Annotated in this window: 21 protein-coding genes; 18 read left to right on the forward strand and 3 right to left on the reverse strand. The window is 64.4% G+C overall.

Annotated features, from left to right (window positions below):
- Window positions 1-99 precede the first annotated feature (99 nt).
- Entirely contained in the window at window positions 100-633 is a 534-nt protein-coding gene (locus tag QAZ22_RS08885; protein ID WP_278206344.1) for a TetR family transcriptional regulator, read from the forward strand.
- Window positions 634-724: 91 nt separating this feature from the next.
- Complete coding sequence (locus QAZ22_RS08890; RefSeq protein ID WP_278206345.1) at window positions 725-2326, forward strand: inorganic phosphate transporter; 1602 nt, start codon at window positions 725-727, stop codon at window positions 2324-2326.
- 452 nt (window positions 2327-2778) lie between these two features.
- Here QAZ22_RS08890 and QAZ22_RS08895 read toward each other — a convergent pair whose 3' ends face one another.
- Together QAZ22_RS08895 and QAZ22_RS08900 are read right to left on the reverse strand one after the other, a co-directional pair.
- Window positions 2779-3939, reverse strand: coding sequence for a patatin-like phospholipase family protein (locus QAZ22_RS08895; protein WP_278206346.1), 1161 nt, complete (start codon window positions 3937-3939; stop codon window positions 2779-2781).
- On the reverse strand, window positions 3932-4720 hold the full coding sequence (locus tag QAZ22_RS08900) for an acetoacetate decarboxylase (RefSeq protein WP_278207803.1): 789 nt from the start codon (window positions 4718-4720) through the stop codon (window positions 3932-3934). The genes QAZ22_RS08895 and QAZ22_RS08900 overlap by 8 nt, the downstream gene beginning before the upstream one ends.
- Window positions 4721-4941: 221 nt before the next feature.
- Between QAZ22_RS08900 and QAZ22_RS08905 the strand changes: the two genes are divergently transcribed.
- On the forward strand, window positions 4942-5730 hold the full coding sequence (locus tag QAZ22_RS08905) for a 3-hydroxybutyrate dehydrogenase (protein WP_278206347.1): 789 nt from the start codon (window positions 4942-4944) through the stop codon (window positions 5728-5730).
- Window positions 5731-5838: 108 nt separating this feature from the next.
- Here the strand turns inward: QAZ22_RS08905 and QAZ22_RS08910 are convergent, their stop codons facing one another.
- Window positions 5839-6855, reverse strand: a complete 1017-nt coding sequence (locus QAZ22_RS08910; RefSeq protein ID WP_278206348.1) for an ROK family protein — start codon at window positions 6853-6855, stop codon at window positions 5839-5841.
- Window positions 6856-7169: 314 nt separating this feature from the next.
- Between QAZ22_RS08910 and QAZ22_RS08915 the strand changes: the two genes are divergently transcribed.
- From QAZ22_RS08915 to QAZ22_RS08985, 15 genes are all read left to right on the forward strand, one after another.
- Window positions 7170-8435, forward strand: a complete 1266-nt coding sequence (locus QAZ22_RS08915) for an ABC transporter substrate-binding protein (protein WP_278206349.1) — start codon at window positions 7170-7172, stop codon at window positions 8433-8435.
- Between the two features lie 56 nt (window positions 8436-8491).
- Window positions 8492-9427 (forward strand): sugar ABC transporter permease, encoded by a 936-nt coding sequence (locus QAZ22_RS08920; protein WP_278206350.1) that lies wholly within the window; start codon window positions 8492-8494, stop codon window positions 9425-9427.
- Entirely contained in the window at window positions 9420-10316 is an 897-nt protein-coding gene (locus tag QAZ22_RS08925; protein WP_278206351.1) for a carbohydrate ABC transporter permease, read from the forward strand. The genes QAZ22_RS08920 and QAZ22_RS08925 overlap by 8 nt, the downstream gene beginning before the upstream one ends.
- Window positions 10313-11434: an ABC transporter ATP-binding protein gene (locus tag QAZ22_RS08930; protein WP_278206352.1), complete on the forward strand. Its 1122-nt coding sequence runs from the start codon at window positions 10313-10315 to the stop codon at window positions 11432-11434. Before QAZ22_RS08925 ends, QAZ22_RS08930 begins: the two co-directional genes overlap by 4 nt.
- 11 nt (window positions 11435-11445) lie before the next feature.
- On the forward strand, window positions 11446-12213 hold the full coding sequence (locus QAZ22_RS08935) for an SDR family NAD(P)-dependent oxidoreductase (RefSeq protein WP_278206353.1): 768 nt from the start codon (window positions 11446-11448) through the stop codon (window positions 12211-12213).
- Between the two features lie 40 nt (window positions 12214-12253).
- Window positions 12254-13255 carry a sugar phosphate isomerase/epimerase family protein gene (locus tag QAZ22_RS08940; protein WP_278206355.1) on the forward strand — a complete coding sequence of 334 codons (1002 nt, stop codon included), beginning with the start codon at window positions 12254-12256 and terminating at the stop codon, window positions 13253-13255.
- Window positions 13252-14064 carry an SDR family oxidoreductase gene (locus QAZ22_RS08945; RefSeq protein WP_126091611.1) on the forward strand — a complete coding sequence of 271 codons (813 nt, stop codon included), beginning with the start codon at window positions 13252-13254 and terminating at the stop codon, window positions 14062-14064. The genes QAZ22_RS08940 and QAZ22_RS08945 overlap by 4 nt, the downstream gene beginning before the upstream one ends.
- Window positions 14065-14075: 11 nt before the next feature.
- Entirely contained in the window at window positions 14076-14852 is a 777-nt protein-coding gene (locus QAZ22_RS08950) for an SDR family oxidoreductase (protein ID WP_278207804.1), read from the forward strand.
- A gap of 139 nt (window positions 14853-14991) precedes the next feature.
- Entirely contained in the window at window positions 14992-15810 is an 819-nt protein-coding gene (locus QAZ22_RS08955) for a chromate resistance protein ChrB domain-containing protein (RefSeq protein ID WP_278206356.1), read from the forward strand.
- On the forward strand, window positions 15807-17195 hold the full coding sequence (gene chrA / locus QAZ22_RS08960) for a chromate efflux transporter (protein ID WP_278206357.1): 1389 nt from the start codon (window positions 15807-15809) through the stop codon (window positions 17193-17195). The genes QAZ22_RS08955 and chrA overlap by 4 nt, the downstream gene beginning before the upstream one ends.
- A 103-nt stretch (window positions 17196-17298) precedes the next feature.
- Window positions 17299-18183: a dihydrodipicolinate synthase family protein gene (locus QAZ22_RS08965; RefSeq protein ID WP_278206358.1), complete on the forward strand. Its 885-nt coding sequence runs from the start codon at window positions 17299-17301 to the stop codon at window positions 18181-18183.
- A gap of 22 nt (window positions 18184-18205) precedes the next feature.
- Window positions 18206-18865: a GntR family transcriptional regulator gene (locus QAZ22_RS08970; RefSeq protein ID WP_278206360.1), complete on the forward strand. Its 660-nt coding sequence runs from the start codon at window positions 18206-18208 to the stop codon at window positions 18863-18865.
- A 58-nt stretch (window positions 18866-18923) separates the two neighbouring features.
- Window positions 18924-20261 (forward strand): sugar ABC transporter substrate-binding protein, encoded by a 1338-nt coding sequence (locus QAZ22_RS08975; RefSeq protein ID WP_278206361.1) that lies wholly within the window; start codon window positions 18924-18926, stop codon window positions 20259-20261.
- Window positions 20261-21199 carry a sugar ABC transporter permease gene (locus QAZ22_RS08980; RefSeq protein ID WP_278206362.1) on the forward strand — a complete coding sequence of 313 codons (939 nt, stop codon included), beginning with the start codon at window positions 20261-20263 and terminating at the stop codon, window positions 21197-21199. The genes QAZ22_RS08975 and QAZ22_RS08980 overlap by 1 nt, the downstream gene beginning before the upstream one ends.
- Window positions 21200-22021, forward strand: coding sequence for a carbohydrate ABC transporter permease (locus QAZ22_RS08985; protein ID WP_278206363.1), 822 nt, complete (start codon window positions 21200-21202; stop codon window positions 22019-22021).
- Window positions 22022-22046 lie beyond the last annotated feature (25 nt).

Raw genomic sequence — 22046 nt, forward strand, 5'->3', positions numbered from 1 at the left:
ACATATCGATGACGCATCCCGATTTCAAATGGCGGCGCCTTACTGTACCGTCTGGACGGTCTTGTCAATTCTGCATAAGCTAATGTAAGGGAAGGCGTGATGAAGGCTCGCAGGGCAAACTCGCGCGACAGAATATTGGCCGCCGCCGCCGACGTGGCGCGCGAGGCGGGTCCCGGAAGCCTGTCGCTCGACGCCGTTGCCAGCCGCGCCGGTGTCTCCAAGGGCGGCCTGCTCTACAATTTCCCGACCAAGGCCAAGCTGATGCAGGGGCTGGTCGAGAACTACCTCAATGCTTTCGAACAAGCGCTCGAAGAACGCGTGGCCGAGGCCAGCGACGAGAGCGTGCTCGCGGCCTACATACGGCTCTCGGCCGATGATTGCGAGAAGCCAAAGCCTTCGGCTTCCTGGATGTTTTCCGCGATCGCGGAGGATCCGGATTTCCTGACGCCGATAAAGGCGTTCAAGCGGCAGCTCTTCGAAAGGCTGAAAGGCGAAACGGACGACCTCGGCTCGCTGCTGGTCTGTTTCCTCGCCATCGAAGGACTGCGCAGCATGAATCTCTTCGATTCCGATGTGCTTACCGAGGATGAGCACAAGCTTCTGGTGGCGGCGCTCCTGAACATAGCCGGATAGTCACCAGACGGTTAAGAGCGTCACACCAGCTTCATCCTGGGGACATAGCGTTCTTCCCGGTTCTTTGCTGCAATGCAAATGGAGTGGGACAATGGTGGACATGGTTTCCAGTGAGGCGGGGATTCCGAGACCGGATCATCCGCTGGAGCAATCGAGCAGCGCGAAGTGGTTCCTGCCGGCATTCGGCGTGCTGGTCCTGGTCGGGCTGATCTATGTCGGCTATGCGCTGAGCCAGGATCTGGCGATCGCCAAGACGGTGCCGTGGATCCTGCTCGGCATCGCGCTCCTGATTGCGCTAGGCTTCGAGTTCGTCAACGGCTTCCACGACACCGCCAATGCCGTGGCGACCGTTATCTACACGCGCTCGCTGCCGGCGGAATTCGCCGTCATGTGGTCGGGCGTGTTCAACTTCCTGGGCGTCTTGACCTCGAGCGGCGCCGTGGCCTTCGGCATCCTGTCGCTGTTGCCGGTCGAGTTGATCCTGCAAGTCGGGTCGTCTTCCGGCTTCGCCATGGTGTTCGCGTTGCTGGTCGCGGCCATCCTGTGGAATCTGGGCACCTGGTTCCTCGGTCTGCCGGCGTCCAGCTCGCACACCATGGTCGGCTCGATCATCGGCGTCGGCCTCGCCAACCAGTTCATGGCGCCGGCCGGAAGCGCCACCAGCGGCGTCGAGTGGGGGCAGGCGACCAATGTCGGCATGTCGCTGCTGGTTTCGCCGCTCGTCGGCTTCTTCGCTGCCGCGGCCCTGCTTTATGTGATGAAGTTTCTCGTGCGCAATCCGGCGCTCTATGAGGCGCCGAAAGGCAAGACGCCGCCGCCGTGGTGGATCCGCGCGCTGCTGATCTTCACTTGCACCGGCGTCAGCTTCGCGCATGGCTCGAATGACGGCCAGAAAGGCATGGGTCTGATCATGCTGATCCTGATCGGCGTGGTGCCGACCGCCTATGCGCTCAACCGCACGCCGGACATCAACTATCTCGAGGCCTACAAGTCGGCTTCGGTCTCCGTCGAGCAGGCGCTGGGCAAATATGTCAAGCCGGGCGTCACCGTCGCCGATGCCAAGGCCGCGGTTCAGGAGGCCGTGCGCTCGAAGACCTGGAACGACCAGACGACTGTCGCGCTGCAGAGCTACATCCACAACACGACGGCCGGGCTGCAGCCTTACGCCACCGTCGACAAGGTGCCGACGGACCTGGTCAGCAACGCCCGCAACGACATCTATCTGATCGGCGAAGCGCTGAAGCTGATCGACAAGAAGAAGCTGCTGCCGATGCAGGATGCCGACCTGAAGGCGGTGACGGACTATCACAAGGCGGTCGACAACGCGACGAAGTTCATCCCTCTCTGGGTCAAGATCGCCGTGGCCCTGGCGCTCGGCCTCGGCACCATGGTCGGCTGGAAGCGCATCGTCGTCACCGTCGGCGAGAAGATCGGCAAGAGCCACCTGACCTACGGCCAGGGCGCCGCCGCCGAACTGGTCGCGATGATCACGATCGGCGCGGCCGACCGTCTCGGCCTGCCGGTGTCGACCACCCACGTCCTGTCGTCCGGCGTTGCCGGCACGATGGCGGCGAACGGCTCCGGCCTGCAGTGGGCGACCGTGCGCAACCTTTTGCTCGCCTGGGTACTGACGCTGCCCTGCTCGATCGCGCTGTCTTTCGTGCTCTTCGTGCTGTTCCGCCAGGTGTTCTGAGCGGAACGCAAGAACACTTAAACGAAAGGCAGCGCCGGCGACCGGCGCTGCCTTTTTTCTTTGGGCAAACCATTGTTTGGGACACGAGTAGCGAGGGATGTATTTGTAGTGTCGAGGAGGCGCATCGGATTAGCCGAGGCGACCCTCACGTCGTCATTCCATGGCGGAGCAAGGAGCGAAGCGACGCGGCGCAGACCATGGAATCCATTCCGTTACCTGTAAGCGTCACGGCGGTGCAGAACGACCTCCGTTCTGCGCCGCCTTTACCCTTCGCGACAGGTCACGGAATGGATTCTCGGGTCTCCGCGACGCCGCTTCGCGGCTGCTCCGCCCGTGGATGACGACGTGAGGAAGGGTTTCGACAATCTCGGACGTCGGTCCGCTCGGTCGAACGACTGGATTCTCGCTGCCAACACCTATGATACCGCTGAAAAGCCGCCTCGGAGGGCTGGCTAAGTCGGGTCTTCGCGGTGCAGGTCGTGGATGGCGACGCCCTCGACATTGGTCGGCAGCATCAGCCACTGCTTGTGGCGCAGCGTGCGCTCGGTGTCCTCGAGGCCCATCTCCCAGTGCTCCCGCATCGAGGTGCCCGAGAACTCATAGTCCTTGGCGTGGCCTTCATAGCCTTTGTGCTGGTAGATCAAGTGGACGATGTTGACGACGCCGGCATCGGAATAGTCGGCTATCAGTTCCTTCTCGCCGTCCTTCAGCTGCTCCGGCGGCACGCGCTTGAGCGCATCGAGCAGCTTCATCTTGAGCGCATGGATGCGCTGGAAATTGTCGGTGTTCTGGCGCGTGCGGCTCGAATACATGATGTCCTTGTGGCGCGACAGCACGTCGGCCATGCCGCGCGGCAGCGCGCCGCGGGCGCTGAACAGGTCGACCTGGAAGACCAGCGAGGAGCGGTCCTCCTCCTGGTCGAGCAGGTATTGCAGCGGCGTGTTGGAGACGATGCCGCCGTCCCAATAATACTCGCCCTCGATGCGGATCGACGGGAAGGCCGGCGGCAGCGCGCCGCTCGCCATGATGTGCTCCGGCCCGATGCGCACCTTGTCGGTGTCGAAATAGACGAAGTTGCCGGTCCTGACATTGACCGCGCCGACGCTCAAGCGCTTCTTGCCGTCGTTGAGCACGTCGAAGTCGATCAGGCTTTCCAACGTCTCCTTCAGCTCGGCCGTGTCGTAGAAGCTGGTGGCGCCCTCGGCGCCTGGCGGCTCGAACCATGGATTGGGATTGCGCGGCTTGAAGAAGCCGGGCTGGCCCATCATCATCGTCATCCACGACGAGGTGCGGTTGCGGATGTCGCGATAGACGTCGCCTTCCGGCGTATAGGCCCAGATCTTGCGGCCTGAAACCGTCTGCCAGAACTGCTCAAGCCGCTGCAGGCGCCGGCTCGGCTCGTTGCCGGCGATGATCGAGGCGTTGATGGCGCCGATCGAAACGCCGGAGAGCCAGGTCGGCTCGCAGCCGGCATCGGAAAGCGCCTGATAGACGCCGGCCTGATAGGCGCCCAGCGCGCCGCCACCCTGGAAGACCAGGGCGACGCGATCATATTGCTGCGAGATTTCCTGGATGGTGGCGGCGGTAGCCTTGTTTCGGGTGCGTTCAAGCACGAGCCTTCTCCGGCTGGATTGCGCTGGTCGCGGTCGAGTTGCGATCGGCGAGATAGTCGTGGACGACCTCGCCCAACCCGAGCGTCAGGTCGGCGGTGAAGTGGACGGCCGAGACGACCTTGAGCACCGGCAGCTTGGCCACGTCGGCCATGACATGGGGCCGAAGGTCGAGCGCGGCCGGCGCCGTCCAGGCTTCCTTCAGCGTCACGTCGGTCAGGTAGTAGCGCACCAGCTCGCAAATGCGCGGGCTGCCATCGACATGCGGGATGATCTTGATCAGGAAGTTGGGCGCGGCGAGCGAGGCGAGCACGGAATCGTGGTCGGCCTCGCGATGCTTGTAGCCCATGGTGCCGGTGGCGCACAGCACGCTGCCGTAGTGAAGCGTGCCTACCACCACTTCGCCCTCATGCACGATCTTGGGGCTGGCGAGCTTCTTCGGAAAACCCCAGAGCTCGCGGCCGCCGGCGATCGGCGCGTCGTCGTCGAGATACATGGAATGGACATAGCCGCCATGCTGACCGCCGAAGCGCACGGGGATGACCTGGCCGGTCTCGGTATAGTCGCCGAAGCCGGTCGAATCCGGCATGCGGATGAACTCGTATTTCACCAGCGGTTCGTCGATCTCGAGCGGCTTCGGCACCACGGCTTCCAACGCCTCGCGCGTCGTGCGGTAGGTGATGATGATGTATTCGCGGTCGAAGAAACGATAGGGGCCGGGCGGGAAGGAAGGGTTGGTGAGCGGCATCGCATAGGCGCGCTTCACGACATCGTCGATTTCCAAGCTGTTCACCTATCGGTTCAGGAATGACATGCGCGAGATGCGCAGGTGAGTATGTTGCACGGCACCATGACAGTGCCATGTCATCGTCCCCGAGCGCCAGCTTCATGGCGCTCGCACGGCATCACAACATTGTAATCGCAACGACATATGGCCATGGCATTGTCATGCTGCGGCGCACAAACTATGTGCCTTAGTCCCCTCCACCTCTTGCGAGATCTCCCATGGGTTCCCTGTCTTCGAAGAATGCGCTCGTCACCGGCTCGACCAGCGGTATCGGCCTGGCAATCGCCCGCGCCTTTGCCGCCGAGGGCGCCAACGTCACCATCAACGGCCTGGGCGACGCCGCGGCGATCGAGCAGGAGCGCGCCGGCATCGAGAAGGATTTCGGTGTGAAATGCCGCTATTCGAGCGCCAATATGATGGACGGCGCCGCGGTCACCGCCATGGTGCACGAGGCCGAGGAGGCATTCGGCAGCCTCGACATCCTGGTCAACAATGCCGGCATCCAGCATGTCGCGCCGATCGACGAGTTTCCCGACGACAAGTGGGAAGCGATCATCCGCATCAACCTGCTCGCCGCCTTCTACGCCATCAAGGCGGTGCTGCCCGGCATGAAGCGCCGCAAATGGGGCCGCATCATCAACACGGCCTCGGCACACGCGCTGGTCGCCTCGCCGTTCAAATCGGCCTATGTCTCGGCCAAGCACGGCATTGCCGGCCTGACCAAGACGGTGGCGCTGGAAGTGGCGCAGGACGGCATCACCGTCAATGCGATCGCCCCCGGCTATGTCTGGACGCCGCTGGTCGAGAAGCAGATCCCCGATACGATGAAGGCGCGCGGCATGACCGAGGAGCAGGTCAAGCACGATGTGCTTTTAGCCGCGCAGCCGACCAAGGAATTCGTCACCGTCGAGGAACTCGCGGCGCTGACGCTCTTCCTGTGCTCGGACGCCGCCAAGCAGATGACCGGCACGACCCTGCCGATGGATGGCGGCTGGACGGCGCAGTAAGCGCGCTTCCCTAAAGGGGCCCAAAACGGGGCGCTGTCGCTGCGTAAGGCTTAACTCGCGCTGCTTCGTGCTATCCTTCCCTGGCGCAGTCATTGCCGGTCCCCATGGCTATTGAAGTCGCCCGTAATGGCTCAGGACGAGGCCGACGGCTCCAAGCAGCACATCGTTTTCGGTGTGCTTGCCGATGATTATTCGCGTGCGCCTGTCGGGGGCGACGTCCCGCGCCTTGATTAGGGTGTGCCGTTCATAGGCTGCAATGAGCGGCGTAAGCAGGATGTCGCCGGCGAGCGCCATGCGTCCTCCGATGATGATGAGGGGCGGGTTCAGAACGGATCCAATCATGCCCAGGCCCCGGCCCGCCATTTCGGCCGTATCCTCGATCATGCGCAATGCTCCGACATCGCCCTGCTCGGCCATGCGGATCACGTCGTCCATCGTGACGCGCCGGCCCGTCACGCGCGCGATCTGCTCCAATGGCCGGTTGAAGCTGGCGTAGAGTTCCAGGCAGCCTCGATTGCCGCAGCGGCAAAGATCGCCCGATGGATCGATGCTCATGTGACCGAACTCGCCCGCGCCGCCGGCAATTCCGGTCACGACGCGTCCGTGCTGGACGATCGCGCCGCCCACCCCGAGGTCGATCTTGAACAGGACAAAGTCCTCGTAACCGACGGCGGCGCCCCACATCATCTCGGCAATGGCGGCGCAGTTGCTTTCATTGGCGGCGAAGATCGGCTGCTCCAGCACCGGCCCAAAGACATGTCGGATGTTGACGCCAGCCCAAGTGGGAACGATGCTGGCCCGCTGGACGAAGCCTTCGGGGCTGACCGGTCCCGACACAGAAACCCCGACACCCAGGAGGCCGGACGCAGACAGGCTGTTCTCCTCGTAGCATTGCGCGATCGCCGCCTTGGTGAGCTTTGCCGCCCGGTCCGGAGGATAATCCAGGCCGAGGGGGATAATTTTTTCAGAAATGAATGAATGTGAGACGTCGGCCACAGCGACCCGAATCTCGTCGAGACTAAGATGAACGCCGACGCAGGTGCCGGCTTCAGGATTGAGCGTCAGCGTCGCCGGCGGCCGGCCGACGCCTTTGGCCGTTTCGTCAGCCGCCGCCAGTTCCACCACGATCCCTGACTTCCTCAGACCAGTCAAAGCCGTCGAGACGGTCGAGCGGGCCAAGCCGGTGAGCCGGGCGATCTGCGCGGCGGAAATGGCGCCGCGCTGGCTGAGACAGCGGACAATCAGACTTTCAGGCGTGCCCGGAGGTTGACCGTCCAGCAGCGATCTGAGCAGGCTTTTTGTCATTTTTGTCTTAAAACTCCTTGACTGCCGATCGTATTTGATCATTCTAGAAAAAACTAGAGACCTTCTGCGATCCGTGGGTGGTCTCGACGAAACGGTCGTGATGAACCGTGCTGAAATCAAATGGGAGTGAGACGATGAGATATCTGAGGGCGACCCTTGTCGCTACGGCGGCATTTGCCTTTCTTGCAAACACAGCACTCGCCGAGCCGAAGACCAATCTGCTCCACCAATGGGCGACCGGATCGGACGCGCAGGCCATCGCCAAGCTTGGCGAGATGTTCGAGGCGAAGGGTGGAAAGTGGCAGCAGACCTCGATCGCCGGCCATACCGCCAACACGCTTGCCAAGCTGCGCGCCGACGTGATCGCAGGCAATGCTCCGCCGGCGGTTCAGCTCAAGGGTCCCGAGATCGCTGAATGGAACAAGACCGGCATGACCGCCGATCTGGATGATCTCGCGAAGGCTGAGAATTGGGAGAAGGTGGTGGCGCCGGAATTGCTGCCGGTGATGAAGCCGAGCGGCAAGTGGGTGGCGGCACCCATGAACATCCACCGCATCAACTGGATATGGGCATCGCCAAAAGTCATGCAGGCCGCCGGCGTGACGGAAGTTCCGAAGACCTGGGCGGAATTCAACGCAGCCTGCGACAAGATCGTGGCCACCGGCAAGATCTGCATCTCGCACTCGACCGCCGACTGGACCGATTCCACCGTCTTCGAAGTCGTCGTCTACGGCCAGGACCTCGACCTCTATCGCAAGGCCTTCGTCGAAGGCAGCGTCGACGCCATGCGCAGCGACGGCATGGTCAAGGCCTTCGAGCAATTCCGCATCATGACGTCCAAGTACATGGACTCCGGCATGAACGGCCGCGACTGGGATTCGATGTCGGCTCTCGTCGGGCGCGGCGAGGCGGCGTTCCACATCATGGGCGACTGGACGATCGGCTTGCTCACCGCCGCCGGCTTCAAGGAGGGCGCGGATTATGTCTGCGCCCAGGCGCCGACCGACTGGGGCAAGCCCGGCTTCATCCTGAACTCCGATTCCGTCGTGTTCTTCCAGCAGAAGGATCCCGACTATGTGGAGGGCCAGAAGCTGCTCGCCAGCACCATCCTGTCACCGGAGTTCCAGACCGTCTTCAACCAGGCCAAGGGCTCGATCCCGGCGCGCCTCGACGTCGATCTGTCGAAGGGCTTCAATCCCTGCCAGCAGAAGTCCCAGAAGGACCTGCAGGCCTCGATCGAGGCGGGCACGCTGGTCCGCTCGATGGCCCACAACATGACCATCCCGCAAAAGGTCCGCGGCGCCATCATGGACACGATCACCGAATTCGTCGCGACGCCGGACATGTCCGCCAAGGATGCGGCCAACGCCATGGCCGACGCCGCCGAAGCGCAGGAATGAGGTGCGGAGGGCGCCGGCGCGACATCGCGCCGGCGCCCGGCCGGCAGGAAAGCCCAATGTCCATCCACGACCTTTCCGTTCCGATAGCCGTGCCCGCCCGCTCGTGGCGGGATCGTCTGGGATCGATCGTGCCGATCCTCGTGCTCGCCCCTTCGCTCGCGGCGAGCTTCGTCTATGTCTTCGTGTTCACGGGCTGGACGCTCTATCTGTCGCTGTCCGACTCGACACTTTTGCCGAGCTACGGCCTTACGGGCCTCGACAACTACGCATCGCTCTGGTCCAACCGGCGCTGGAACATCGCCTACACCAACCTTTTCCTCTTCAGCGGCTTCTATATCGTGGGCTCCATGGCGGTCGGGCTGCTGCTGGCCATCCTGATCGACCAGCGCGTGCGGGGCGAGGCGGTGTGGCGGACGATCTTCCTCTACCCGCTGGCGGTTTCCTTCATCGTCACCGGCACCGTCTGGAGCTGGCTCTACAATCCGGTCGACGGCATCCAGGCGCTGGTGCGCGGGCTGGGCTGGAGCGACTTCAGCTTCGCGCTCACCAGCGATCGCAACCACGCGATCTATGCGGTGATCATCACCGGCGTCTGGCAGTCTTCCGGTTTCGCCATGGCGCTCTTTCTGGCCGGCCTACGCTCGGTCGATCCGGATCTGGTGAAGGCGGCGCAGATCGACGGCGCATCGGTCGTGCGCACCTACAGGAAGGTCATTCTGCCAACCATCGCGCCGATCTTCCTTGCGGTCGCCGTCATCCAGATCCAGTTCGCCATCAAGACGTTCGACCTCGTCGCCGCCCTGACCCGCGGCGGGCCGGGCATCTCGACCACGTTCCCCGCCATCTACGTCTACGATCTGATGTTCCAGCGTGGCGAGATCGGCGAGGGCGCGGCCGCCGCGGTCATGATGCTGGCAGCGCTTGCCGTGGTGCTGGTGCCCTATTCGCTGTGGGTGGCGTGGCGCCGCAGGGCGGAGGCAGGAAATGGCTGAACTGGCCGCCGCCATCGACCTGGAAGCGGCTGCAGCGAGCCGCAGGCACTTCTGGAGCCGGTTCGCGATCTATGGCCTGCTCACGGTCTTCGCCGCAATCTATCTGATCCCGCTGCTCGTGGTCGTCTTCAATTCCTTCCGCGAGCAGGCGGAGATCGCGCGCGACGGGCTCATCTCGCTGCCAAAGACCTTCCGGCTGGAGGCATGGGCGCAGGCCTGGAGCACTTATTGCATCGCCGGCACCTGCCAGGGGATGCAACGTAATTTCCTGAACTCGCTGTGGATGACCATTCCGGCGACGATCATTTCCACGCTGCTCGGCGCCGTGAACGGCTACGTGCTGTCCAAATGGCGCTTCAAGGGCTCGGAGGTCCTGTTCACCCTGATGCTGCTCGGTGTCTTCATGCCGGGGCAGATCGCGCTGATGCCCTGGGCATTCGTTCTTGGAAAGCTCGGTCTGACCAACTCGACCTACGGCCTGATCCTGGTGCATGTCGTCCAGGGAATTTCCTTCACCACCCTGTTCTGCCGCAACTACTATGTCGGCATCCCCGACGACCTGATCAAAGCGGCGCGCATCGACGGCGCCGGCTTCTGGCGGATTTTCTGGAAGATCATAATACCGCTGTCGCCGCCCATTCTGATCGTGACCGTCATCTGGCAGTTCACCGGCATCTGGAACGAATATCTGTTCGGCGTGGTCTTCACGTCCGGCCAGGCGCAGCCGATCACAGCCGCGCTCGTCGCGCTGACGGCGAGCGGCACGACCGCCCGCAGCTACGACGTGATGAGCGCCGCCGTGCTGATCGGCGCGCTGCCGCCGCTCCTGATCTATCTCTTTGGCGGCAAGTACTTCGTTCGCGGTCTGACACAGGGCGCCATCAAATGACGAGCCAATCCCTATCCGCCCTGACCATTCGCAATCTCTACAAGAGCTACGGCGCCGTGGACGTCTTGAAGGGCATCAACCTCGAAGCGCAGCCGGGAGAGTTCATCGCTCTCGTCGGGCCTTCCGGTTGCGGCAAGTCCACCCTGCTTGCCATGATCGCCGGACTTGAAAGCGTGACGTCGGGTGAAATCCGCATCGGCAACCGGCTCGTCAATTCCGTGCCGCCAAAGGATCGCGACATCGCCATGGTGTTCCAGTCCTATGCGCTCTACCCGACCATGACCGTGCGCCAGAACATCACCTTCGGCATGGAGAGCCGCGGCGTGCCGAAGGCCGATCAGGCCGAAGCCGTCAAGCACGTCGCGGCGCTGCTGCAGATCGAGGCGCTGCTTGGCCGCAAGCCCGGGCAACTCTCCGGCGGTCAACGCCAGCGGGTCGCCATGGGCCGGGCGCTGGTGCGGGACCCGAAGCTTTTCCTGTTCGACGAGCCGCTTTCCAACCTCGATGCCAAGCTGCGCGTCGACATGCGCACCGAGATCAAGAAGCTGCACAACCGTGTCGGCAAGACCACGGTCTATGTCACCCACGACCAGGTGGAGGCGATGACGCTCGCTTCGCGCATTGCCGTCATGCATCAGGGGTCGGTGCAGCAGTTCGATGCCGCTCAGATGATCTACAGCCGCCCCGCCAACATGTTCGTCGCGGGCTTCATGGGCTCGCCGGCGATGAATTTCATTCCCGCCGAGCTCGGCGACGGGGCGGGTCGGCCCTGCGTCACGGTTCGGACCGCGGATGGCGGCACCGCAGCGTTGGAACTTGCCCAGCCGGTGCCGGCCGGCGCGCCGAGGAACGTCGTGCTTGGCGTGCGGCCGGAACATATTTACCGCTTTTCGGACGACTTGAAGCACCGCAAGCGCGCCATCGCGGCGGTGAAGGCCCCGGTCGAGCTTGTCGAGCCCACGGGTGCCGAGACCCTGGCGGTACTTCGCTTCGGCGATCTCGAAGTCACCGGCCGTTTCGACCCGGACGGCGCCCCCCGGATGGGCGAGACAATGACGCTCGGCATCGACATGGCGCGGGCCTGCCTCTTCGATCCGACGACCCAATCCCTTCTTTGAAAGCTCAGCCTTTGACATTCGCCACCTATCCAAGCCTCGCAGACCGTGTCGTGCTGATCACCGGAGGAGCCTCTGGGATCGGCGCCGAAATGGTTCGCGCCTTCGCGGCCAACGCGGCGCGAGTGGCCTTTCTCGACATTCAGGAAGCGGCCGGCCGGGAACTGAAGGCGGAGCTTGCAGGCGCCGCGCGCCACGCGCCTCTGTTCCTGCCATGCGATGTGACCGACATCGCGGCCTTGCGCGCAGCGATCGAGAATGTGCGGGAAAAGGCCGGGCCGGTTGCTGTCCTGGTGAACAACGCCGCCAATGATGACCGCCACGCAGTCGCTGAAGTGACGCCGGACTACTGGGATCATGCCCAAAACGTCAATCTGAAGCATCAGTTCTTCGCCGCCCAGGCCGTCCATCCGCAGATGAAGTCGCTGGGCTTTGGCTCCATCATCAACCTTTCCTCGACCTCCTGGCGCTTCGGCGCCGACCAGATGACCGCCTATGCCACGGCCAAGGCCGCGATCATCGGCATGACGCGGTCGTTGGCCCGCGCCTTCGGTCCCGACAATATCCGCGTCAACGCCATCGAGCCGGGCGCCGTGATCACCGAGCGGCAGCGCCGTCTTTGGTACACGACGCCGGAGTCCGTCGATCAGATGGTCGGGCGCCAGTTGATAAGACGGGTTCTGCTGGCCGACGAGATCGCCCGCACAGCGCTTTTTCTCGCCGCCGACGACAGCCGCATGATCACCAAGCAATCCATCACCGTCGATGCGGGCCTGCGCTGATGCAGGTTCTCCGTCTCCCCTCGTTGGATCGGCTGGCCTGATGCTCCGCGTTGGTTTGAACCCGTATGGGCTTACCTATCATCTCGGGCTGCAGGGCCGCGGCACGCCGCGCGCCAACCCCAAGGGCGCGGGGCTCGAAGGATTCATCGCCCTGGCCGAGGAGCTCGGCGCACGCACGCTCGAGATCTACGATCCATGGCTGGCGGAAATGTCCGATTCCGGGCTGACCGCCGTGAAGGAGCGGCTCGACGGGCTTGGGATGACGCCCGTCGTCAGCGCCGGGCTCAACATGATGGGGCCGCTGGAGAGCGCGTTCCGTTCCGCCCGCGCGCTCGGCGCGAAGACCATTCGGCTCGGCCTGACACCGGTTCTGTGCGGTGACCGCAATGCCTGGGGAGACAAATGGGGCGAACTCAACGCCTCGATCAGATCGGCGCTTCAGCAATGGGGGCCGCGGGCCGAAGCCGAAGGCCGCGTGCTCGCGATCGAGAACCATCAGGATTTCGGCAGCGCCGAGCTGGTGGCGTTCTGCGAGACGGGCGGGCGAGGGGTCGGCATCACGTTCGACACCGGCAATACGTTTCCCGTCGCCGAGGCGCCGCTCGACTTCACCCGCCGCATCGCGCCCTATGTTCGACATGTCCACCTGAAGGACTACCGCGTTCAGTTCACGGGCGAAGGATATCGGCTCGTGCGCTGCGCCATCGGCGACGGCGCCGTGCCCTTCAGCGACCTCGCGGCCCTGCTCGGCGACATGCACGACGAACTCACCGCCGTGCTCGAGCCGGGTGCGCTTGAGGCGCGCCATGTGCGCTTTCTTCTCGACGACTGGTGGAACGGCTATCCGCCGAAAACCGCGCGCGAATTCGCCGCCTGCCTTGCCGCCGCGCAAAAGAATCGCCTGCCCGACGATGCCGATTTCCGCACCCCCTGGGAGCGCGGGGACGACGGCGCCCTGGTTTCCTACGAGCTCGACATGATCCAGCGTAGCGCCGCCAACATGAAGGAGCTCGGCCTCATGACTCTGGAGAACCCCTCATGACAACTCGCGAACTCAGCGGCGTCACCGCCTTCGTCACCGGTTCCGGACGCGGCCTCGGCCACGTCATGGCGGACCGGCTGGCGGAACTCGGGGCGGACGTTGCAATCCACGACCTGGACTGGACCCAACCGGCGAAGTATGGCGAGTTCGCCGACCTCGGTGAATCGGCAAGGCACCTGGGACGACACGGTACCCGGGTGACCGCGGTCACCGGCAATATCGGCGACCGTGCCGCCGTTGCCGAGATGAAGCGCAAGATCGAGGCGGAACTCGGCGATGTGCATGTGCTCGTCAACTGCGCGGGCGGCGACATCGGCGCCAAGGGAACCAAGCCCAACCCCAACAATGCCCTCGACATCGACTACGAGGACATAAAGGTGCTCACCGAAAACAACCTGATCGGCACCATGCTGGTTTGCCAGGCCTTCGTGCCGCCGATGGTGAAGCGCGGATCAGGGTCGGTGATCAATATCGCCTCGGCGGCCGCTCACCTCGGCTGCTCGCCGGAGGTCGTCTATTCGACCCTCAAGGCTGCTGTCGTCCACTATACCCGTTGCCTCGCCAAGGAACTGATCGACGAGGGCGTACGGGTCAATGCAGTCAGCCCCGGGGCGACGAAAACCGCCCGGTTCCAGGCGACACGCGTCGTCGATCCGGCAAGGATGGATTCGTCGAAGCGTTCCCTGAACCGCTATGCCGAGCCCGAAGAGATTGCCGAGGCTGTCGCCTTTCTCGCTGGATCGCGCGCCCGCTTCATCAACGGCCAGGTGATCCGCGTGGACGGCGGCTTCACGATCTTTCCGGGGTGATGCACGTGACGATGAGGGAAACTGCCATCAAGCGCTTCGACCTTTCCGGCCGGCTCGCGCTGGTAACCGGATCCTCGAAGGGGATAGGCTTCGCGATCGCCCGCGGCTTGGCCGAAGCAGGCGCGGAGCTGGTGCTCAACGCGCGCAACGAAAGCGTGCTGGAGGAGGCGCGGGCACGGCTCGCCGCCGAAGGCCATAAGGTTCACGCTCGCGCCTTCGACGTGACCGACGCGGTCGCCGTGACGGCAGCGGTCGATGCCATCGAGAGCGAAATCGGTCCGATCGAGATCCTCTTCAACAATGCCGGCACGCAGTTTCGCGCGCCGCTCGAGGAATTTCCGCTGGATGCCTGGGAAAGGCTCAAGGCGACCAATATCGACAGCGTGTTCCATGTCGGCCAGGCTGTGGCACGCCGCATGATCCCGCGCGGACACGGCAAAATCGTCAACATCGCCTCCGTGCAGAGCGAGCTGGCACGCACGAGCATCGCGCCCTACACGGCGACCAAGGGTGCCGTGAAGATGCTGACCAAGGGCATGGCGACCGACTGGGCGCGATACGGCCTGCAGGTCAATGCGATCGGTCCAGGCTATTTCAACACCGAACTCAATGCCGCCTTGGTCGCCGACGCCAACTTCACCGCCTGGCTGGAGAAACGCACGCCTGCCGGCCGCTGGGCAGAGGTCGAGGAACTGATCGGGGCGGCGGTCTTCCTGGCTTCCGATGCATCAAGCTTTGTCAACGGCCACGTCCTCTATGTCGACGGCGGCATCACGGCATCGCTCTGACGGGACGAACGTAGAAGCTCTTCCTTGACAATCGGCGGGGATCATTCCAGCATCATTGCAAGGGGTTCCCCGCGACGACCCCGTGAGGCGTCAGCCCAACGATCGCGTCCAGGCTCTCTTTGTTCAGGAGGTGGACGCCATGCCGTCAACGACCGCAATCACCATTCCGCAACTTTCCCGTCTCGTCGGCTTGCCGGATGCGCCGGTTCTCATCGATGTGCGCGTCGATGAGGATTACGAAGCCGATCCGCGGCTGCTGCCGGCTTCCCGCCGGCGCGATTTCAGAACCGTCTCGACCTGGGCGGCAGAGTTCTCCGGATCCAAGGTCGTCGTCATCTGCCAGAAGGGACAGAAGCTCTCGCAAGGAGTCGCCGCGTGGCTGCGTCATGAGGGTATTCCGGCGGAGTCACTGGAAGGCGGCTTCGAGGCCTGGACCGCCGCCAAGGCGCCGTTGATCGCGGCCGGCGCGGTCCCGCCCCGCGACGAGAAGGGCCGCACCGTGTGGGTCACCCGTTCGCGGCCGAAGGTCGACCGCATCGCCTGCCCCTGGCTGATCCGCCGCTTCGTCGATCCCGATGCGGTGTTCCTGTTCGTCGACCCGGCCGAGGTGCCGCTGGTGGCGGACCGCTTCGCGGCGATTCCCTTCGATATCGAGGGCGTGTTCTGGAGCCATCGCGGCGATCGCTGCACTTTCGATACGATGATCGAGGAGTTCGGCCTGCGCGTCGATGCGCTCGACCGCTTGGCGCTGATCGTGCGCGGAGCCGATACGGCGCGGCTCGACCTCGTTCCGCAGGCGGCCGGGTTCCTCGCCGCCTCGCTCGGCCTGTCGCGCATGTTCCGCGACGATCTCGAGCAACTCGAAGCCGGCATGCTCCTCTACGACGCGTTCTTCCGCTGGTGCCGCGACGCCACGGACGAGACGCATAACTGGCCGGTCGGAGGCAAGGCACAATGACCGTGCTTGCCAAGAACGGCGCGGCGCGGCCGGCCGAGGTTCCGGCCGTGCCGACTTTTCGCGAGGCGACGCGGCTCTGGGCAAAGATCGGCTTGCTCTCCTTCGGCGGGCCGGCCGGACAGATCGCGCTGATGCATAAGGAACTGGTCGAGGAGCGCCGCTGGATCGGCGAGGAGCGTTTTCTCCACGCGCTGAACTACTGCATGCTTCTGCCAGGCCCGGAAGCGCAGCAGCTTGCCATCTATGTCGGCTGGCTGCTGCACCGGACCGCCGGCGGCTTGGTCGCCGGCACCCTGTTCGTACTGCCGGGCGCGCTGGTCATGCTCGGCCTGAGCAGCTTCTACATGCTCTACAACGACGCGCCGGTCATCGAGGCGCTGTTCTTCGGCGTCAAGGCGGCGGTGCTGGCCGTCGTCGTCGAGGCTGTCATTCGCATCGGCAGGCGGGCGCTGAAGAACCGGGTCATGGTGGCGATAGCGGTGGCGGCCTTCCTCGCCATCTACGTCGCCAGGTTGCCGTTCCCGCTGATCGTGCTTGCGGCAGGCCTGATCGGCTGGATCGGCAATCGTTTTGCACCAGGGCTGTTTTCCGGCTCGGCGCACGGCAAGGGCAAAACCGCCGCCGACAGCCGGGGCGTGGTCGACCTGATGTTCGAACGCGGCGAGCTCGGCCACACCGTGCCGACCAGGTGGCATGCGGCCCGCGCCATCGCGATCTGGCTGCCGCTCTGGCTCGGACCGGTGGCACTGATCGCCGCGCTGGCGGGACCGGGAAGCGTGTGGGCGCAGATGGGCGGCTTCTTCAGCCTGATGGCCGTCGTCACCTTCGGCGGCGCCTATGCGGTTCTGGCCTATGTCGCGCAAGCGGCGGTGACCTCGTTCGGCTGGCTGGCGCCCGGCGAAATGGTCGACGGGCTCGGGCTTGCCGAGACGACGCCCGGCCCACTGATCCTGGTGCTGCAGTTCGTCGGTTTCGCCGCCGCCTATCGCCATGCCGGCACGCTCAGCCCGTTGCTTGCGGGATCGCTGGGGGCGGCGCTGACGCTCTGGGCCACCTTCGCGCCCTGCTTCTTCTGGATATTCCTCGGCGCGCCTTACATCGAGCAGTTGCGGCAGAACAAGGCGCTGTCGGCGGCGCTCGGCGCGATCACGGCGGCGGTCGTCGGCGTGGTGATGAACCTTGCGCTGTGGTTCGCGCTGCATGTCGTGTTCGGCGAGGTCGCGAGCATCGGCTGGGGCGTGGAGGTCCCGGTCTTCCCCTCGCTCGACTGGCGCGCGGCGCTGCTGTCGGCGGCGGCGATGGTCGCCATGCTGAAGCTGAAAGTCGGCATGCTGCCGACACTCGCGGCATCGGCGCTGGCGGGACTGGCCTTGCAAGCACTGTGAACTGTTTCAGGCCGCAGCCAAGCGTGATCGAGGGACTCTGTTTACAACTAACATGTTAGCATGATACTGCTGCCTGCAGATTGATGAATTGGAGACTTTGCAGGTGGCTTCGCGCTTTGGTCTGTCGGTTGCGCTCACAACGCCCTTTGATGCATTCGGGCGGATCACCGTCCCGCTGATGACCGCGCATGCTCGGGCTTGTCTCGATGCCGGCTGCAGCAGCGTGACGCTGTTCGGTACCACCGGCGAAGGCGCTTCCGTCGGCACGGCGGAACGGCAGGCGGTCATCGATGCCATGCTTGCGGCGGGTATTGCGGCCGACCAGCTTGTCGCCGGCGTGCTGGTCGATGCGGCGGAGGATGCCGCGGAGCAGTGCCGTCAGGCCTTGCAGCGCGGCGCCCGCAACATCCTGCTCGCGCCGCCGAGCTACTTCAAGAATGTCGGCGACGATGGGCTGTTCGGCTGGTTCGGGGCCGTGTTCGCCGCGCTCGGTCCGCTCGCCCGCGGCATGCTGCTCTACAACATCCCCTCGGTCACTACGGTGCAGCTGTCGCTCGACCTGATCGGTCGGCTGCGCAAGGCGTATCCGGGCGTGATCGCCGGGGTCAAGGATTCCGGCGGAGACTGGACGTACAGCGAAGCGCTGCTCAAGGCGCATGGCGACCTGATAATCCTGATCGGCGACGAACGGCATCTGGCGCCGGCGGTGCGGATCGGCGGCCAGGGCGCGATTTCCGGCATGGCCAATTTCGCCGCCGGCGAGCTTCGCGCGATGATCGACAGCGGGCGCGACGATTCCCGCGTGGAGGGCTTCGTCCTCGAATTGCTCAGGCATCCGGTCATCCCGGCGGTGAAGGCGATGGTAGCGCGCCAGACCGGCGACGAACGCTGGCTGACGGTCCGGCCGCCGCTCGAGCCGGTCGCGCCACCGGAGCGGCAGCAGCTCGGTGCCGCTTACGACCGGCTGTTCTCGACGCAAGCGGCATGAGCGGCGGAGGGCGCTGATCGGCATGGACGACACGAGCGAGCCGGCAACCCTGAGGGAAAAGGCCTATGCCAGCTTCACGCGGCATCTGCTGGCCCGCGACCTCAAGCCGGGTCAATTCGTGTCGCAGCGCGAACTGGTCGCCTTCACCGGCCTGCCGCTCGGAGCCATCCGCGAGATCGTGCCGCGGCTCGAGGCGGAAGGGCTGCTGACCACGATCCCGCAGCGCGGCATGCAGATCGCGCACATCGACATCAGCCTGATCCGCGAGGCGTTCCAGTTCCGCCTGTTCATGGAACGCGAGGCGGTCGCGCTGTTTGCCGTCAACGCTTCCGACGCCGAGATTGCCCGACTGCGGCGCGAGCACGAGGACATGCTCGCGCAGGCGCTGGCGCAGACCCCGACGCCGGAAATGGAAGCCAGGGCGCAGAGCATCGACTGGGCCATGCATGACACATTCATCAGCGCGCTGGGCAACGAGATCATCGCCAAGGCCTATCTGGTCAATTCGGTGAAGATCAGGCTGATCCACCAAGAGCGGTTTCGCATCGACGGTCGCGTCGTGCCGGTCATGCGCGAGCATCTGGCGGTGATCGACGCGCTGGAGAAACGCGATCCGCAGAAGGCGGTCGAGGCGATCAGCCAGCACATCGACAATGCGCGCCGGCTGGCGCTCCAAATTTGAGGAAGACCCGCGCCGCAATCGTCGCGGCGCTATCGACAACGACAACCGGGAGGAAGAAATGTCGTCCAATCCATTCAGCCCAACCAGGAGACAGCTGCTCCAGGGAACAGCCGCACTCGCCGCCGCCGGCCTTGCAGGTCTTCGTCCGGGCCTCGCCGCGGGCGTCGACTGGAAGCGCTTTGCCGGCACGACGCTCGACGTCAATCTGGTCAAGAGCCCGCGCAGCGACACCATCCTGAAGAACCTCGCCGAGTTCGAGGAGCTGACCGGCATCAAGGTCAATGCCGAGGCCACGCCCGAACAGCAGCAGCGCCAGAAGACGGTGATCGAGCTCAGCTCCGGCAAGCCCAGCTTCGATGTCGTGCATCTGAGCTACCATGTGCAGAAGCGGCAGTTCGAGAAGGGCGGCTGGCTGGCCGACATTTCCGGCTATCTTGCGGATCCGGGCCTCACCGATCCGGGGCTGGTCGCAAGCGACTTCGCCGAGGCCGGCATGCAGTTCGCCAAGGACAGCCAGGGCGCGCTGCGCTCGCTGCCGTTCTCCGTCGACTACTGGATCCTTTACTGGAACAAGGAGCTGTTCGACGCCAAGCGGCTGAAATATCCCGAGAGCTTCGAGCAGCTGGTGGCCGCCGCCGAAGCGCTGACGGACCCGTCGAGCAACACGTTCGGCTTCGTCGCCCGCGGTCTCAAAAACGCCAACACGCCGGTCTGGACGTCGCTGATGCTCGGCTATGACATGACGCCGCTCGGCAGCGACGGCAAGCTGCGCACGACATCGCCGGAAGCGGTCGAAGCCGCCAGCCTCTACCAGCGGCTGATGACCAAGGCCGCACCTCCCGGCGTCACCGGCTTCAACTGGGCCGAGGCGCAATCCGCCTTCCTGCAGGGCAAGATCGGTATGTGGTTCGACGGCGTCGGGTTCGCGCCGCCCATGGAAAATCCGGAGAAATCGCGGGTGGTCGGCAAGGTCGGCTACGGCGTCATGCCAAAGGGGCCGAAAGCGCATGCCTCGGGTACGTTCGGCGACGGCATCGGCGTGACGTCCGCCAGCTCGAAGAAGGAAGCGGCTTATCTGTTCTGCCAGTGGGCGGTGTCGCCGGCCATGGGCGCGCGCCTGCTGCAGGCCGGCGCCGGCGTGCCGTTCCGCAAATCCGTGCTCGAAGACCCCAAGGTGCGTGAGGGCGTCACGATGCCGTCGAGCTGGCTGGACGCCGTGATCGGCTCCGGCAACATCAGCCGGCTGGCGCTGCCGGTCATCATCCCCGTCACCGAGTTCCGCGATATCTATGGCGTGGCCCTGACCAACATGATTGCCGGCGCCGATCCCGCCGCGGAGCTGAAGAAGGCCACCGAGCAGTTCCAGCCGGTTCTCGACAGGAGCGAGCAGGGCTGATGTCCGCCATCGCCCCAGAACGCGCGGGGGTGACGACGCAAGCCATCGAGGAGAGCCAGCCGGTCCGGCTGGCTCCCAACTACTGGCCTTTCGTCGTCCCCGCGCTCGTCGTCGTCGGCGCGGTGATCGTCTTTCCGTGGGCCTTCACGCTATGGATGAGCGTCAACAGCTGGACGCTCGGCCAGTCGCGAAGCTTCGCCGGGATGGAAAACTACCTGCGCCTGGCGAGCGATCCGCGCTTCTGGGAATCGCTCTGGCATACCTTGACCTACACCTTCCTGTCGGTGGTCGCGCCGATGTTCCTCGGCACCGTCGCTGCCCTGATCTTCGACGCCAGGTTTGCCTTGCGCGGCCTGCTGCGCGGCATCTTCGTGATGCCGATGATGGCCACGCCCGTTGCCGTGGCATTGGTCTGGACCATGATGTTCCATCCGCAGCTCGGCGTGCTCAACTACCTCTTGTCGCTGGTCGGCATTCCGGCGCAGGAGTGGATATTCAACGCCAACACCGTCATTCCTTCGCTGGTCGCGGTCGAGACCTGGCAGTGGACGCCGCTGGTGATGCTGATCGTGCTGGGCGGCCTGGCGTCCGTGCCGCGCGAGCCGTTCGAGAGCGCCGAGATCGACGGCGCCAATGCCTGGCAGCAGTTCCGCTACCTCACCTTGCCGATGATCGCGCCGTTCCTGATGATCGCGGTCATCATCCGCACGATCGATGCGCTGAAGAGCTTCGACATCATCTACGCGATGACCCAGGGCGGGCCGGGCACGGCGTCGGAAACGATCAACATCTATCTCTATAACACCGCCTTCTCCTATTACGACATGGGCTATGGCTCGGCCATGGCCGTGGTCTTCTTCATCGTCATCGTGGCGCTGTCCTTCATCCTCTTGATGCTGCGCCAGCGCTCGCAATGGATCGACGCGGAGGGCAAATAGATGAGCTCGCGGCTGCTCAACAAGCTGGGCCTGTTCTTCGCGGCGCTGGTGCTCGTCTCGCCGGCGATCCTGTTCTTCCTCTGGATGATCTCGCTGTCGCTCAAATTCGAGATCGACAACGGCGCCTACCCGCCGATCCTGATCCCCGAGCGCTTCGCCTGGTCGAACTACGCGAAAGTGTTCGAGGAGAACAATTTCCTCCTCTATCTCTGGAACTCGGTGCTGGTGACCGGCACGGCGACGCTGCTGGCGCTGCTGATCGGCGTGCCGGCCGGCTACGGCATCGCCAGGCTCAAGGCGGAGCGCTCGGCGGTCGTCATCATGATCGCCCGGATGACGCCGGGGCTCTCCTATCTCATCCCGCTCTTCCTCCTGTTCCAGTGGCTGGGCATCCTCGGCACGCTCTGGCCGCAGATCATCATCCATCTGGTGGTGACGGTGCCGATCGTGGTCTGGGTCATGATCGGCTATTTCGAAACGACGCCGATGGAACTGGAGGAGGCGGCCAATATCGACGGCGCCACCTCCTGGCAGGTGTTCCGGCTGGTGGCGCTGCCGATCGCCAAGCCTGGCATCGTCGTCGCCTTCATCCTGTCGGTCATCTTCTCATGGAACAACTTCGTCTTCGGCGTGGTGCTCGCCAGCCGCGAGACGCGCACCTTGCCGGTCGCCGTCTATAACATGCTGTCCTACGAGCAGGTGAGCTGGGGACCGCTCGCCTCGGCGGCACTCGTGGTGACGCTGCCGGTGCTGGTCCTGACCATGTTCGCGCAACGGCAGATCGTCGCCGGGCTGACCGCCGGCGCGGTCAAGGGCGGCTGAGCGCCCCGTCCGCCCTCATTCTTTT

Source organism: Mesorhizobium sp. WSM4906, from assembly GCF_029674625.1.
Lineage (GTDB): Bacteria > Pseudomonadota > Alphaproteobacteria > Rhizobiales > Rhizobiaceae > Mesorhizobium.

Coding starts and splice junctions, on each gene's coding strand:
- QAZ22_RS08975 (WP_278206361.1), top strand. CDS start 18,924: ATGTCGTCCAATCCATTCAGCCCAACCAGGAGACAGCTGCTCCAGGGA.
- QAZ22_RS08985 (WP_278206363.1), top strand. CDS start 21,200: ATGAGCTCGCGGCTGCTCAACAAGCTGGGCCTGTTCTTCGCGGCGCTG.
- QAZ22_RS08950 (WP_278207804.1), top strand. CDS start 14,076: ATGAGGGAAACTGCCATCAAGCGCTTCGACCTTTCCGGCCGGCTCGCG.
- chrA (WP_278206357.1), top strand. CDS start 15,807: ATGACCGTGCTTGCCAAGAACGGCGCGGCGCGGCCGGCCGAGGTTCCG.
- QAZ22_RS08930 (WP_278206352.1), top strand. CDS start 10,313: ATGACGAGCCAATCCCTATCCGCCCTGACCATTCGCAATCTCTACAAG.
- QAZ22_RS08955 (WP_278206356.1), top strand. CDS start 14,992: ATGCCGTCAACGACCGCAATCACCATTCCGCAACTTTCCCGTCTCGTC.
- QAZ22_RS08925 (WP_278206351.1), top strand. CDS start 9,420: ATGGCTGAACTGGCCGCCGCCATCGACCTGGAAGCGGCTGCAGCGAGC.
- QAZ22_RS08940 (WP_278206355.1), top strand. CDS start 12,254: ATGCTCCGCGTTGGTTTGAACCCGTATGGGCTTACCTATCATCTCGGG.
- QAZ22_RS08890 (WP_278206345.1), top strand. CDS start 725: ATGGTGGACATGGTTTCCAGTGAGGCGGGGATTCCGAGACCGGATCAT.
- QAZ22_RS08915 (WP_278206349.1), top strand. CDS start 7,170: ATGAGATATCTGAGGGCGACCCTTGTCGCTACGGCGGCATTTGCCTTT.
- QAZ22_RS08920 (WP_278206350.1), top strand. CDS start 8,492: ATGTCCATCCACGACCTTTCCGTTCCGATAGCCGTGCCCGCCCGCTCG.
- QAZ22_RS08905 (WP_278206347.1), top strand. CDS start 4,942: ATGGGTTCCCTGTCTTCGAAGAATGCGCTCGTCACCGGCTCGACCAGC.
- QAZ22_RS08885 (WP_278206344.1), top strand. CDS start 100: ATGAAGGCTCGCAGGGCAAACTCGCGCGACAGAATATTGGCCGCCGCC.
- QAZ22_RS08980 (WP_278206362.1), top strand. CDS start 20,261: ATGTCCGCCATCGCCCCAGAACGCGCGGGGGTGACGACGCAAGCCATC.
- QAZ22_RS08945 (WP_126091611.1), top strand. CDS start 13,252: ATGACAACTCGCGAACTCAGCGGCGTCACCGCCTTCGTCACCGGTTCC.
- QAZ22_RS08970 (WP_278206360.1), top strand. CDS start 18,206: ATGGACGACACGAGCGAGCCGGCAACCCTGAGGGAAAAGGCCTATGCC.